The following is a 13162-nucleotide window of genomic DNA, read 5'->3' as shown; positions in this document are numbered from 1 at the left end:
AGGCCCGACCACGACGTCGCACGCTCCACGCCCCTCGTCGTCGGTCGGCGTCGTCGGCCGGCGTCGTGGGTCAGCGTCCGTGCGTCACCAGATGCGCACCCGCTCCTCGGGCGCGAGGTAGAGCGCGTCGCCGGGCTGCACGTCGTACGCCTCGTAGAACTCGTCGACGTTGCGCACGACGCCGTTGCACCGGAACTCGTTGGGGGAGTGCGGGTCGGTGGCGATGCGCCGCACGACCTCCTCGTCGCGTCCCTTGGCCTGCCACACCTGGGCCCAGCCGAGGAACACGCGCTCGATGCCGGTCAGCCCGTCGACGACGGGAGCCTCGGCGAGCGGTCGGCCGAGCGCGATGCGGTACGCCCTGAGGGCGATGGACAGCCCGCCGAGGTCGCCGATGTTCTCCCCGATCGTCAGGGCGCCGTTGACGTGGGGCCCGTCGGCGGCGAGCTGGGCCGGGCGGTAGGCGTCGTACTGGTCGATGAGCGCCTTCGTCCGCTTCTCGAACTCGTCGCGGTCGGTCGGGGTCCACCAGTCCTCGAGGCGGCCGGCGCCGTCGTACTTCGACCCCTGGTCGTCGAACCCGTGCCCGATCTCGTGGCCGATCACGGCGCCGATGCCGCCGTAGTTCACGGCGTCGTCGGCGTCCGGGTCGAAGAACGGCGGCTGGAGGATCGCCGCGGGGAAGACGATCTCGTTCATGCCGGGGTTGTAGTAGGCGTTGACGGTCTGCGGCGTCATGAACCACTCGTCGCGGTCCAGCGGCCTGCCGATCTTGCCGAGCTCGCGGTCCTGCTCGAACGCGTGCGCGCGGCGCACGTTGCCGACGAGGTCGTCCGCCTCGACGACGAGGGCGGAGTAGTCCCGCCACCGGACCGGGTACCCGATCTTCGGCGTGAACGCCTCGAGCTTGGCCAGCGCCTTCGCCTTGGTGTCGTCGGTCATCCAGTCGAGGGCCTCGATGGACTCGCGGTAGGCCGCGACGAGGTAGGCGACGAGCTCCTCCATCCGGGCCTTGTGGGACGGGGGGAAGTGCCGGGCCACGTACTGCGCGCCGACGGCCTCGCCGAGCGCGCCCTGCACCACGGACACGCCGCGCTTCCACCGTTCGCGCACCTCCTGCGCGCCGGAGAGCGTCCGCCCGTAGAAGTCGAAGTTCGCCTCGACGAGCTCGTCCGTGAGGTACGGCGCGCGCGCGGTCACCAGGTGGTAGAGCGCCCAGAGCTTCCAGTCCTCCAGCGGGGCGGACTCCCACAGGGCGGCGAAGCCGGTCGCGAAGCTCGGCTCCCGCACGACCACGTGGTCGAGCGAGCCCTCGGGCGCGCCGAGCGCGAGGACCCACGCGCGCCAGTCGAACCCGGGCGCCTCGTCCGCCAGCGCGGCGAGCGTCCGCGGGTTGTAGGTGAGGTCCGCGTCGCGGTCGCGCACGACGTCCCAGTGCTCGGCGGCGAGCCTCGTCTCGAGCGCGAGGACGCGCTGCGCGGCCTCCTCGGGCGCGGCACCCCACGTCTCCGACGTGACCCCCGCGAGCGAGAGCATCCGGGCGACGTGCGGCACGTACTTCTCGCGCACGGGCGCGTACTGGTCCTCGCGGTAGTACGCCTCGTCCGGCAGGCCGAGGCCCGCCTGGTGCAGGTAGACGACGTAGCGCTCGGGGTCCTTCGCGTCGTTGTCGACCCAGAACCCGACGGCGCCACCGCCCCCGGTGCGCTGCAGCGCGCCGAGGACGCCGGTGAGCTCGGCCTGCGTCGTGGCGGCCGCGACGAGCGCCATGTCGGCGCGCAGCGGCGCCGTGCCCAGCGCCTCGATGCGGTCGGTGTCCATGAAGCTCGCGTACAGCGCGCCCACCTTGGCGGCGTCCGCGCTCACCTCGGCGTCCCCGGCCGCGACGGCGGCGCCGAGGTCCGTGATGATGTCGCGCACGTCGAGCTCGGCCTGGTCGTGCAGGGCGCGGAACGCGCCGTCCATGGCACGGTCGGCGGGGATCTCGTGGCTCGCCAGCCAGCGGCCGTTGACGTGCCGGTACAGGTCGTCCTGCGGCCGGACGGCCGGGTCGAGGGCGGACAGGTCGATGCCCGAGCCGCGCCCGGCGGGCGTGGTGCCGGGCGCGGACGGCGTGGACGACGAGGAGGTCTGTGTCATGCGTCTCAGGCTACGGCCTCGGCCCCGGATGACGAGGCCGGGCTGCGGCATGATGGGGGCATGCGCGTTCACATCGCCGCCGACCACGCCGGCTACGAGCTCAAGACCCACCTCGCCGAGCACCTGCGTGCCGCGGGCCACGACGTCGTCGACCACGGCGCCCACGAGTACGACGCCGTCGACGACTACCCGTCGTTCTGCTTCGCCGCGGGCGAGGCCGTCGTCGCCGAGCCGGGCTCTCTCGGCATCGTCATCGGCGGGTCGGGCAACGGCGAGCAGATCGCCGCGAACAAGGTCGTGGGTGTCCGGGCGGCCCTCGCGTGGAGCCTCGACACGGCGCGCCTCGGACGTCAGCACAACGACGCCAACGTCGTCGCCGTGGGTGCGCGCCAGCACTCCGTCGACGAGGCCGTCGAGATCGTCGACGCGTTCCTCGCCGAGCCGTTCAGCGGCGACGCGCGTCACCAGCGCCGCATCGACCAGCTCGCGGCCTACGAGGCGTCGCGCGGCGCGTCGGCCTGAGGTGCCGGAGGGCCACACTGTCCACCGGCTCGCGCGCGCCGTCGACGGCCTGTTCGGCGGGCAGGCGCTCGCCGTGAGCAGCCCGCAGGGGAGGTTCGCGAGCGGTGCCGCGGTGCTCGACGGGCACGTCCTCGTCGCGAGCGAGGCGTGGGGCAAGCAGCTCTTCCTCGGGTTCGCGCCGCCCGGCGCCGCCCCGACCGCGCCGGCCGAGCGCTGGCTGCGCGTCCACCTCGGCCTGTACGGCGCGTGGACCTTCGCGGGGGACGGGAGCGCCGCCGTCGTCCACGCGATCGGTGCGCCCCGTCGCCGGGTCGGCGAGCGCGAGACCGTGCTCGCGGGGCCCGGGTCGCCCGGGCCCGACGCCGCGTGGTCGCCCCCGCCGCCGCGCGGGGCCGTGCGCGTGCGGCTGCTGGGCGAGCACGCCGTGGCCGACCTCACCGGGCCGACCGCCTGCGAGGTCCTCACCCCCGAGGAGAAGCAGCGGGTCGAGGCCCGGCTGGGCCCCGACCCGATCCGTGACCCGGACCCGGGTCTGCCCGACCCGCGCGAGGTGTTCGTCGCGGGCGTGCGCCGGTCCCGCACCCCGGTGGGCGTGCTGCTCATGAACCAGGACGTCGTCGCGGGCGTCGGCAACATCTACCGGGCCGAGTCGCTGTTCCGGGCCCGGCTGGACCCGCTGCGTCCCGGTCGCGACGTCCCGGCCGAGGTGCTGCGCGACCTGTGGGACGACCTCGTGCGGCTCATGCACGACGGCGCCCGCACGGGCGCCATCGTCACCACCCGCCCCGAGGACCGCAGCGGGGCCGACGGCGCCCTGCCCGACCCCGGGACGCGTGCCCGGGTGCGCCAGAACACCGACGGCGCACCGGGCGCGGTCCCGGCCGACGAGGCGTTCTACGTCTACCACCGCGACGGCCTGCCGTGCCGGGTGTGCGCCTCGTCCGTCCTGCGCAGCGAGCTCGCGGGCCGCTCGCTCTATCGCTGCCCGGTGTGCCAGGTCTGACGGCGCTCAGAACACCCAGCTGCAGCCGGGTGCCACGGGCCACGCGAACGCCGCGCTCGCACGCGCCAGCGCCCCCGGGGAGTGCTCGGTGACCAGGCCCGCGGCGGCGAGCGCGGCGAGCGTCCGGCCGCCGAGGTACGCCGACCCGAGCTCGCGCACGTCCAGGGACAGGTCTGCCGCGTCGTCGGTCCGCCCGGCCGTCGCCGGCGCGAACGCGTCCCCGCGCACGCGCCAGTGCCCGGCGTTCTCCCCGAGCCGGGCGTCCGTCACGTGGAGCACCACGTCGACGTCGGCCGCGTACCGCCGTGCCGCCAGCGCCGCGGGCACGTCCACCAGCCGCACCCACACGTTGTCGGCGACCCTCGGCGACGCGGAGCGCGGGTCCACGAGCAGGTGCATGACGGCGTCGTCCACCGGCAGGACGAACGGCGTCACCTCGTGCGACAGGTCCAGGTCGCTCAGCACGCCCCACAGCGCCCGCGCGGCAGCCGCGTCCAGCGCGACGACCTCTCCTGTCGCGACCGTCCCCCGCGGCCCCGTCGTCTCCCACGACAGGGTGCGGCGGAACCGCGCGTAGCCGCGCGGCTCCCCGTCGCGCTCGACGATCGCGATGCGCAGCGACTCGCGGCCCTGGCGCATCGCCGCCGGGTCGTCCCAGAACGCGTCCTGGAGCTCCGGCGTCTCCCGCGTCGCCCACCCGGGCCGGTTGAGCGGGCCGCCGGACCCAGGGCCGGTCGGGTCCGCGCCCGCACGCTCGTGCAGGGCCGCGACCAGCTCGCCGTGGCGCGCACGGTCGGCGCGCTCGACGCGGACCGTGCACCGCTCGGCGCCCGGGACGTCGCGCAGGGCCGCGCCGCGCGGCACGGCGACCCGCAGGTCGTCGGCCGCGCTGCCGTAGCCGAACCGGCCGTAGATCGCCGCCTCCGCGGCGAACAGCGCCGAGACGGCCTCGCCGCGCTCGCGGCAGCGTGCCAGGTGGTGGTCGATCATCGCGCTGAGCAGCCCCCGGCGGCGGTGCGCGGGGTGCACCCCGACCCACGTGAGGCCCGCGACGGCCGTCGTGGCGCCCGGGACGGGGAAGCGGGAGAACGGGTAGGACGCGTGCATCGCGACGAGGTCGCGCCGCACGGGCACGGCGCCGTCCACGGGCTCGGCCTCATCGTCCGCGACCTCGCGCACCACGCCGACGACCCGGTCCCACGACAGGGGCGACGGCCGCTGTGCGAGGTCGTCGACGTCGTGCGGGGTGGGGAAGGCCCACGTGTCGAGGTCGAGGACGGCCCGCAGGTCCGTCGCGTCCAGAGGCGTCAGCGCGTGGCCCGGCGGGAGGGAGGTTCGGGCGGGACGGTCGGGGTCGTGGTGCGTCGCGGTCATGCGGGGATCATCGCGGGGTCGGCCCGGTCCGCACCAGGACATTCCGCCCGTGTCCACGATCCCGCGCGGCGGAGGGCGCCGGGCGTAGGGTCCGACGGTGAGCACCGACCGACCGCCCGGCGCCCCCTCGCCGTCCGACGCCGCCCCGGAGCCCGCGCCGGAGCAGGAGCCGGCGACGTCGCCCGCCGCCCAGTACGCGGCGGCCGTGCTCGCGCTCGTCCGGCGCGTCCCGCCCGCCCGCGCGACGACCTACGGCCTGGTCGCGGAGGTCGTCGCCGAGACGCTGCACCGGGGCGGCCCGCGCCAGGTCGGGGCGGTGCTCGCGGGGTCGGCCGGGGTGGACGACGACGGCGCCCCCGTCCCGTGGTGGCGCGTCGTCAACGCGTCGGGCTCCCCGCCGTCGCACCACCTCGACGCCGCCCTCGCGGAGCTGCGTGCGGAGGGGTGCCCGCTCGTGCGCGACGGCCGACGCGTCGACCTCCGCCGGGCCGTGTGGTTCCCCGGCGCCGACGACCCGCCCCCGTGAGTGCGGGGGATCTGTCGTCGGCGGGGGTTCGGGACGACAGATCCCCCGCACTCAGCGGGAGGCGGGGTCCGCGAGGAGGGGTGCCAGCGTCCGCACGGCCGTCGCGTCGCCCTGGACGAGCAGCGTCGTGACGGCGGTGGCGCGCCACGCCTCGAGGTCGCGCGCGATCTTCTCCGCGGGGCCCACGAGGGCGACGTCCTCGACCATCTCGGTCGGCACGGCCGCCGCGGCGAGGTCCTTGCGGCCCGCGAGGTAGTGCGCCTGGATCTCGTCGCACGCCGCCGCGTAGCCCAGCCGGTCCAGCGCGTCCCGGTGGAAGTTCGCCCCCTTGGCGCCCATCCCGCCGACGTACAGGGCGAGGAACGGGCGCACCTGGTCCGCCGCCTGCTCGACGTGCTCGCGCACCACCACGGGAACGGTCGCGCTGATCTCGAAGGCCGCCTCCGAGGAGCGCTCCGGGGCGCGCCGGGCGAAGCCGTCCGCGAGGAGCTCGCGGAAGCTCGCGTCCATGCGCGGGGAGTAGAAGAGCGGGAGCCAGCCGTCGGCGATCTCCGCCGCGAGCGCGATGTTGCGCGGCCCCTCGGCAGCGAGGTGGATCGGCAGGTCCGCCCGCAGGGGGTGCACGGTCGACCGCAGGGCCTTGCCGAGGCCGGTCCCCGCGCCGTCGGGCAGGGGGAGCGGGTAGTGCGGCCCGGGGTTCGTCACCGGGGCCTCGCGCGCCAGGACCTGCCTTACGACGTCGACGTACTCGCGCGTGCGGGCGAGGGGCCGGGCGTACGGCTGGCCGTACCAGCCCTCGACGACCTGCGGGCCGGAGACGCCCAGGCCCAGCACGAAGCGGCCGCCGGAGAGGTGGTCGAGCGTGAGCGCGGCCATCGCGGTGGCGGTGGGCGTGCGGGCCGAGATCTGCGCGACGGCGGTCCCCAGCCGGATCCTCGTGGTGCGGGCGCCCCACCAGGCGAGCGGGGTGAACGCGTCCGAGCCGTACGCCTCCGCGGTCCACACGGAGTCCACGCCGAGGCGGTCCGCGGCGACGACGGCGTCCTCGATGCCGTCGGGGGGCCCGGCGGACCAGTAGCCGGAGTGGATGCCGAGACGCATGGGGGCTCCTCGTCGTCGAGGGGGACAGGGACGTGCGGGCCGGCGGGACCGCCGACAGATATCCGAGACGCAGCGTCTCAGGTACCGCGGTGTCCACCCTAGCGGATCGACCCGCACGACGGAGGGCGCCTCCCCACGGGGGAGGCGCCCTCCGGCACGGCGACCAGCGCGACCGCTCAGATGACGTACTCGATGAGCAGCGCCGGGTCCTCGATGCCGTCACGGACCGCACGGTCGTCCCGCGGGTGGCGCACCCGCGCCGGGACACCGACGGCCACGGCGCCCGCCGGGACGTCCTTGACGACGACGGCGTTCGCGCCCACCTGCACGTCGTCTCCGACCCACACCGGGCCGAGGATCTTCGCGCCCGCACCGACCACCACCCGGTCACCGAGCGTCGGGTGCCGCTTGCCGCGCTTCATCGACCGGCCGCCGAGCGTCGAGGTGTGGAACAGCACGACGTCGTCGCCGACGACCGCCGTCTCGCCCACCACGACCCCCATGCCGTGGTCGATGAACAGTCGGCGCCCGATCCGCGCCCCGGGGTGGATCTCCACCCCGGTCAGCGCGCGCGCCACCTGGGACACGAGCCGCGCCGGCAGGCGCAGCACGGGCTCGCGCCACATGCGGTGCGCGAGGCGGTAGGCCCAGACCGCGTGGACGCCCGGGTAGGCCAGCGCGACCTCGAGCCGGCTGCGGGCGGCGGGGTCGCGCCGTCGTGCGGCCTCGAGGTCCTCGCCGAGGACGCGCAGGAACCTCCGGACCCGGGAGCCGGGGCCGGAGGTCCTGCGCTGGGAGCCGGGGTCGGACACGTCAGTCCAGGAGGTCCGCGTAGAGCACCGAGGACAGGTAGCGCTCGCCGAACGACGGGATGATCGTGACGATGAGCTTGCCCGCGTTCTCGGGGCGCTGCGCGAGCTGCAGCGCCGCCGCGATCGCCGCGCCGGACGAGATGCCGACCAGCAGGCCCTCCTCCTTCGCCGCGCGACGCGCGTACTCGACGGCCGTCTCGGCGTTGACGTCGATGACCTCGTCGTAGGCCGACGTGTCGAGGATCTCGGGCACGAAGTTCGCGCCGATGCCCTGGATCTTGTGCGGACCGGGCGCGCCGCCGTTGAGGATCGGCGACTCCTCCGGCTCGACCGCGACGATCTGCACGCCGGGCTTGCGCTCCTTGAGCACCTGGCCGACACCCGTGATCGTGCCGCCCGTGCCGATGCCGGCCACGACGATGTCGACCTCGCCGTCCGTGTCCGCCCAGATCTCCTCCGCCGTCGTGGCGCGGTGGATCGCGGGGTTGGCCTCGTTGGCGAACTGGCGGGCGAGGATCGCGCCCTCGCGCTCGGCGACGACCTCGTCGGCCTTGTTCACCGCACCCTTCATGCCCTCGGAGCCCGGCGTGAGGATGAGCTCCGCGCCGAACGCGCGCAGCAGGGCGCGGCGCTCCTTCGACATGGTCTCCGGCATCGTCAGCACGACGTCGTAGCCGCGCGCGGCGCCGACCATCGCGAGCGCGATGCCGGTGTTGCCCGAGGTGGCCTCGACGATCGTGCCGCCGGGCTTGAGCTCGCCCGACGCCTCCGCCGCGTCGATGATCGCGACGCCGATGCGGTCCTTCACCGAGTTCGCCGGGTTGTAGAACTCCAGCTTGCCGACGACGGTGGCGCCGGCGCCCTCGGAGAGCGTGTTGAGGCGGACCAGCGGGGTGTTGCCGACGAGCTTCGTGACGTCGTCGTAGATGCGTGCCATGACTTCCTCTTCTGTCGAGGGCTCGGGCGAGCCTAGGGGGATCGTGGTGCTGAGGGTGGTGCTGGGTTCTGCGTGGGGGGTTCTGCGTGGGGCGTCCTGCTCGGGTGTGCTTCCGGTGGAGCGCTGCCGTGGTGCTGCGCCGTGTCCGCGCGGTGACCGGCGGGGTGGCCCCGGCCGGCCGGTGGTCGGGCGCGCGGACGCGCCCGGGCGGCGGGCGGGGACGGGGGAGGGGCGGTCGTCAGCGACAGCCGAGACAGCGACAACAGGAGGTGCGCGCAGGGCGGCGCAGCGACGCGGGACGCGCGGTGCTCGCGGTCATTCCTCGCTCCTCCTGGTCGGGCGTCGCGGCCCCGTCCCGAAGGTCCGGGGGCGACGCGGTCGTCCCGAGGGTATCCGCCTGCGCGGCGAGGCCGCAACGGTGACCGGTCCTCGGGCGGCGAGGTGGCCGGGGGTGCCGACGGGCCTGAGGATGACGAGCCGAGCGGCGAGGGGCAAGAGGCGACGGGGCGCGGACGACGACGGGCGCCCCGCGAGGTGTACGGGGCGCCCGGGCGCGGAGCGGGCGACGGGAATCGAACCCGCGTAGCCAGTTTGGAAGACTGGGGCTCTACCATTGAGCTACGCCCGCCGGGGTCGTGCGGCGGCAACCTTAGCAAACCCGGCACGTCCTGCGGGTCCGGGCACGCCTCCCCGGCCACGTGGTCGTGGTGGCCGCGCCGGGCCGGAGCTCCCGCGCCCACCAGTACACTTGCCCTGCTCGTCCCGACGGGCGACGGGGTGTGGCGCAGGTTGGTAGCGCGTCCGCTTTGGGAGCGGAAGGTCGCAGGTTCAAATCCTGTCACCCCGACAAGTCGGACGTACCGGGCGGCGTGCGCCGAGGTTGAGCACGTGGCGTACCCTTGATGGGTTGCCCGTACGCCCGCGACGGTTCGCCGTCCCCGGCTTCGCCGGAAGTCCGGCGGTCGCGCAGCGCGTCCCGTTGCCGCACGCCGGCTCGCACCGATTCAGTTGGAGACCATCGAAGTGAAGAGCGCCGTCGAGACCCTGGACCCCACCAAGGTCAAGCTGACCGTCGAGGTGGAGTACGACGAGCTCAAGCCGAGCATCGACCACGCCTACAAGCACATCGCGGAGCAGGTGAACATCCCCGGCTTCCGCAAGGGCAAGGTGCCGCCCCGCATCATCGACCAGCGCGTCGGTCGTGCGGCCGTGCTGGAGCACGCCGTCAACGACGGGCTGTCCGGCTTCTACCGCCAGGCGGTCACGGAGTCCGGCATCCGTCCCCTCGGGCAGCCCGAGGTCGACGTGACCGAGGTCCCGATCGACGCCGAGGGCCCCCTGAAGTTCTCCGCCGAGGTCGAGGTGCGCCCCGAGCTCGACCTGCCCGAGCTCTCCTCGCTCGAGCTCACCGTCGACGCCGCCGAGGTGACCGACGAGGACGTCACCGAGCGCCTCGACGCGCTGCGCGAGCGCTTCGGCACCCTCGTGGGCGTCGACCGTCCTGCCGCCGAGGGCGACTTCGTCGTCATCGACCTCAAGGCCGTCATCGACGGCGAGGAGGTGGACTCCGTCTCGGGCGTCAGCTACCAGATCGGCTCGGGCAACATGCTCGAGGGCCTCGACGAGGCGCTCACCGGCCTCTCGGCCGACGAGACGACCACCTTCAGCGCCCCGCTGGCCGGCGGCGAGCACGAGGGCAAGGCCGCCGAGGTCACGGTGACCGCGACGACCGTCAAGCAGCGGGACCTCCCGGAGGCGGACGACGACTTCGCCCAGCTCGCGTCCGAGTTCGACACGCTCGACGAGCTCACGGCCGACCTGCGCGAGCAGGTCGCGGGCGCCAAGACGTCCAACCAGGCCGTCGCCGCGCGCGACGCGCTGCTCGACGCGCTCAACGCCGCCGTCGAGGTGCCCGTGCCCGCGGGCGTCGTCGAGGCCGAGGTGCACCGGCACCTCGAGTCCGAGGGTCGCCTGGAGGACGACGAGCACCGCGCCGAGGTGACCGAGGAGGCCACCACGGCCGTCAAGAACCAGATCCTCCTGGACACCCTCGCCGAGCAGCTCGAGGTCAAGGTCGCGCAGAACGAGCTCCTCGAGTACCTCGTCCAGGCGTCGCGCCAGTACGGGATGGACCCCAACCAGTTCATCCAGTCCCTCGACCAGGGCGGTCAGATCCCCGCCATGGTCGGCGAGGTCGCGCGCTCCAAGTCGCTCGCCGTCGCGCTCCGCCAGATCGAGGTCAAGGACTCGGCGGGCAACGTCGTCGACCTCAGCGAGTTCATCGGCTCGGACGAGGAGGACGCCGCCGAGGAGGCCCCGCTCGACGACTCCGCCGAGACCGCCGAGGACGCGCCCGTCGAGGACGCGCCCGTCGAGGACTCCGCCGAGGAGACCACCAAGGCCTGACGCGCCCACCGCGACGGCCCGCACCCCGACCAGGGTGCGGGCCGTCGTCGTCCCCGGGGACGCGCCCGTCGCCGCATATGCGCCGACAGCGAAAACCCACGCCACCGGGACGAGGACGCAGGCCTCACCGCGTTAGGGTCACTGCAGCACGGCCGCCCCCGGGACCCACCCGGGACGGCCAGGGCAGCGCAGGCGGGGTCGACCCGCGGGAGCGACGAAGGAGATGGAAGTGAACGAGCTGTACCTGCCGTCCGACACGGCCGGGCCGGTGGCACGCACCGAGGGCCCCGGCTTCGGCCTCAACGACTCCATCTACAACCGGCTCCTCAAGGAGCGCATCATCTGGCTCGGCTCGGAGGTGCGCGACGAGAACGCCAACGCGATCTGCGCGCAGATGATGCTGCTCGCCGCCGAGGACCCGGACAAGGACATCTGGCTGTACATCAACTCACCCGGCGGCTCCATCACGGCCGGCATGGCGATCTACGACACCATGCAGTACATCCAGCCCGACGTCGCCACCATCGCCATGGGCATGGCCGCGTCCATGGGCCAGTTCCTCCTGTCGTCCGGCACCAAGGGCAAGCGGTACGCGACGCCCCACGCGCGCGTCATGATGCACCAGCCCTCCGGCGGCATCGGCGGCACCGCGACCGACGTGCGCATCAACGCCCAGCTCATCATGCACATGAAGCAGGTGCTGTCCGAGCTCACGGCCGAGCAGACCGGCAAGCCGCTCGAGCAGATCCTCAAGGACAACGACCGCGACAGCTGGTTCACGGCCGAGGAGGCGCTGGAGTACGGCTTCATCGACCACGTCGTGACGAACGCGTCGTCCGTGACCGGCGGCGGCGGCACCACGGGTTCCTGACCCCGCACCCGGACACCAGACTTCACCGAGGAGAACCCGTGAGCTTCAGCGCCGAGTCCCAGTACCTGTCCACCGCGCAGCGCCTCGCCGGCCCCGCCGCCCGACCCGGCGGCGTCGCGCTCCCCGGGGGCGCGCCGTCGGCCCGGTACGTGCTCCCGCAGTTCGAGGAGCGCACCGCCTACGGCTTCAAGCGCCAGGACCCCTACACCAAGCTGTTCGAGGACCGCATCATCTTCCTGGGCGTCCAGGTCGACGACGCGTCCGCCGACGACGTCATGGCCCAGCTCCTCGTCCTCGAGAGCCAGGACCCCGACCGGGACGTCATCCTCTACATCAACTCGCCGGGCGGGTCGTTCACCGCGATGACCGCGCTCTACGACACGATGCAGTACATCAAGCCGCAGATCCAGACGGTCTGCCTCGGCCAGGCGGCCTCCGCCGCCGCCGTGCTGCTCGCGGCCGGGCAGCCCGGCAAGCGCCTCGCCCTGCCGAACGCCCGCGTGCTCATCCACCAGCCCGCGATGGAGGGCGGCGGCTACGCCCAGGCGTCCGACATCGAGATCCACGCCAACGAGCTCATCCGCATGCGCGAGTGGCTCGAGGACACCCTCGCCCTCCACACGGGCAAGTCCGTCGAGGACGTCCGCCAGGACATCGAGCGCGACAAGATCCTCACCGCCGAGCAGGCGAAGGCGTACGGCCTCGTGGACCAGGTCCTCGAGAGCCGCAAGGCCGTCGCGCTGAACAAGCCCTGACGACCCGCACCACCCCACGACGGCACGCCGCCGCCCCCCGACGGGCGGCGGCGTGCGTCGTCCGGTCACGGTCCGGTCTCGGCGCGCGGCGGATCGGACGTCGCGCGGAGAGCCCACCTGACAACGTGGGCGCCGTGGTGTGGAATGGGGAGAAGACCCCGGACGGAGTCGGTGCGGGCGCAGGGCGCCTCCGGCGGCCGGCCAGGGCACCCGAACAAGGAGACGCGTAGTGGCTCGTATCTCGGACGGCGCCGACCTGCTCAAGTGCTCGTTCTGCGGCAAGTCGCAGAAGCAGGTCAAGAAGCTCATCGCAGGGCCAGGGGTGTACATCTGCGACGAGTGCATCGACCTGTGCAACGAGATCATCGAGGAAGAGCTCGCCGAGGCGACCGAGCTCGGGCTCGTCGAGCTGCCGAAGCCCCGCGAGATCTTCGACTTTCTCGGGCAGTACGTCATCGGCCAGGACGCGGCGAAGCGCGCCCTGGCCGTCGCCGTCTACAACCACTACAAGCGCGTCCAGGCCGGCGAGACCACCAAGGCGTCGGCCACCGACGACCCCGACCACGTCGAGCTGGCGAAGTCGAACATCTTGTTGATCGGTCCGACGGGGACGGGCAAGACGTATCTGGCGCAGACGTTGGCGCGGATGTTGAACGTGCCGTTCGCGATCGCGGATGCGACGGCGTTGACGGAGGCGGGGTACGTCGGTGAGGACG

12 protein-coding genes and 2 tRNA genes are annotated in these 13162 nt (G+C 73.8%); 8 read left to right on the top strand and 6 right to left on the bottom strand.

Annotated elements, in window-relative coordinates:
* Positions 1 to 84: 84 nt before the first annotated feature.
* Positions 85 to 2139 carry a M13 family metallopeptidase gene (locus tag LGQ04_RS07280; RefSeq protein ID WP_229243055.1) on the bottom strand — a complete coding sequence of 685 codons (2055 nt, stop codon included), beginning with the start codon at positions 2137 to 2139 and terminating at the stop codon, positions 85 to 87.
* A gap of 60 nt (positions 2140 to 2199) precedes the next feature.
* Here LGQ04_RS07280 and LGQ04_RS07275 point away from each other — a divergent pair, with 60 nt between their 5' ends.
* The gene (locus tag LGQ04_RS07275) at positions 2200 to 2661 is read left to right on the top strand and encodes a ribose-5-phosphate isomerase (protein ID WP_229243054.1); all 462 of its coding nucleotides are present in this window, start codon (positions 2200 to 2202) and stop codon (positions 2659 to 2661) included.
* A gap of 73 nt (positions 2662 to 2734) precedes the next feature.
* Positions 2735 to 3664, top strand: coding sequence for an Fpg/Nei family DNA glycosylase (locus tag LGQ04_RS07270; protein WP_308016371.1), 930 nt, complete (start codon positions 2735 to 2737; stop codon positions 3662 to 3664).
* Positions 3665 to 3670: 6 nt separating this feature from the next.
* Here the strand turns inward: LGQ04_RS07270 and LGQ04_RS07265 are convergent, their stop codons facing one another.
* Positions 3671 to 5038, bottom strand: a complete 1368-nt coding sequence (locus LGQ04_RS07265; protein ID WP_229243052.1) for a GNAT family N-acetyltransferase — start codon at positions 5036 to 5038, stop codon at positions 3671 to 3673.
* A gap of 97 nt (positions 5039 to 5135) precedes the next feature.
* Between LGQ04_RS07265 and LGQ04_RS07260 the strand changes: the two genes are divergently transcribed.
* Positions 5136 to 5564, top strand: coding sequence for an MGMT family protein (locus LGQ04_RS07260; RefSeq protein WP_372470000.1), 429 nt, complete (start codon positions 5136 to 5138; stop codon positions 5562 to 5564).
* A gap of 51 nt (positions 5565 to 5615) precedes the next feature.
* Here LGQ04_RS07260 and LGQ04_RS07255 read toward each other — a convergent pair whose 3' ends face one another.
* From LGQ04_RS07255 to LGQ04_RS07240, 4 genes are all read right to left on the bottom strand, one after another.
* Entirely contained in the window at positions 5616 to 6665 is a 1050-nt protein-coding gene (locus LGQ04_RS07255) for an LLM class F420-dependent oxidoreductase (RefSeq protein ID WP_229243051.1), read from the bottom strand.
* Positions 6666 to 6841: 176 nt separating this feature from the next.
* The gene (epsC, locus tag LGQ04_RS07250; RefSeq protein ID WP_229243050.1) at positions 6842 to 7477 is read right to left on the bottom strand and encodes a serine O-acetyltransferase EpsC; all 636 of its coding nucleotides are present in this window, start codon (positions 7475 to 7477) and stop codon (positions 6842 to 6844) included.
* A 1-nt stretch (position 7478) separates the two neighbouring features.
* Positions 7479 to 8414, bottom strand: a complete 936-nt coding sequence (cysK, locus tag LGQ04_RS07245) for a cysteine synthase A (RefSeq protein ID WP_229243049.1) — start codon at positions 8412 to 8414, stop codon at positions 7479 to 7481.
* Between the two features lie 557 nt (positions 8415 to 8971).
* Positions 8972 to 9042, bottom strand: a tRNA-Gly gene (locus tag LGQ04_RS07240).
* Between the two features lie 145 nt (positions 9043 to 9187).
* Here LGQ04_RS07240 and LGQ04_RS07235 point away from each other — a divergent pair.
* From LGQ04_RS07235 to LGQ04_RS07215, 5 genes are all read left to right on the top strand, one after another.
* Positions 9188 to 9261, top strand: a tRNA-Pro gene (locus LGQ04_RS07235).
* 176 nt (positions 9262 to 9437) lie between these two features.
* Positions 9438 to 10820 (top strand): trigger factor, encoded by a 1383-nt coding sequence (gene tig, locus LGQ04_RS07230; protein WP_229243048.1) that lies wholly within the window; start codon positions 9438 to 9440, stop codon positions 10818 to 10820.
* A 223-nt stretch (positions 10821 to 11043) separates the two neighbouring features.
* A complete protein-coding gene (locus tag LGQ04_RS07225; RefSeq protein ID WP_229243047.1) occupies positions 11044 to 11691 on the top strand; it encodes an ATP-dependent Clp protease proteolytic subunit in 648 nt (215 codons plus the stop codon).
* Between the two features lie 38 nt (positions 11692 to 11729).
* Positions 11730 to 12446 carry an ATP-dependent Clp protease proteolytic subunit gene (locus LGQ04_RS07220; protein WP_308016370.1) on the top strand — a complete coding sequence of 239 codons (717 nt, stop codon included), beginning with the start codon at positions 11730 to 11732 and terminating at the stop codon, positions 12444 to 12446.
* 229 nt (positions 12447 to 12675) lie between these two features.
* The coding region (locus LGQ04_RS07215) for a ClpX C4-type zinc finger protein (protein WP_229243046.1) at positions 12676 to 13162 on the top strand (487 nt) is incomplete at its 3' end.

Source organism: Cellulosimicrobium marinum, from assembly GCF_020551945.1.
Lineage (GTDB): Bacteria > Actinomycetota > Actinomycetes > Actinomycetales > Cellulomonadaceae > Cellulosimicrobium > Cellulosimicrobium marinum.
Note: the sequence above shows the minus strand (reverse complement) of the source record. Positions and strands in the feature narration are given on the sequence as shown.

What these genes read in the sequence shown, in the direction of transcription:
- cysK (WP_229243049.1), bottom strand. Translation starts at nt 8,414, where the DNA reads ATGGCACGCATCTACGACGACGTCACGAAGCTCGTCGGCAACACCCCG.
- LGQ04_RS07225 (WP_229243047.1), top strand. Translation starts at nt 11,044, where the DNA reads ATGGAAGTGAACGAGCTGTACCTGCCGTCCGACACGGCCGGGCCGGTG.
- LGQ04_RS07265 (WP_229243052.1), bottom strand. Translation starts at nt 5,038, where the DNA reads ATGACCGCGACGCACCACGACCCCGACCGTCCCGCCCGAACCTCCCTC.
- LGQ04_RS07255 (WP_229243051.1), bottom strand. Translation starts at nt 6,665, where the DNA reads ATGCGTCTCGGCATCCACTCCGGCTACTGGTCCGCCGGGCCCCCCGAC.
- LGQ04_RS07280 (WP_229243055.1), bottom strand. Translation starts at nt 2,139, where the DNA reads ATGACACAGACCTCCTCGTCGTCCACGCCGTCCGCGCCCGGCACCACG.
- LGQ04_RS07275 (WP_229243054.1), top strand. Translation starts at nt 2,200, where the DNA reads ATGCGCGTTCACATCGCCGCCGACCACGCCGGCTACGAGCTCAAGACC.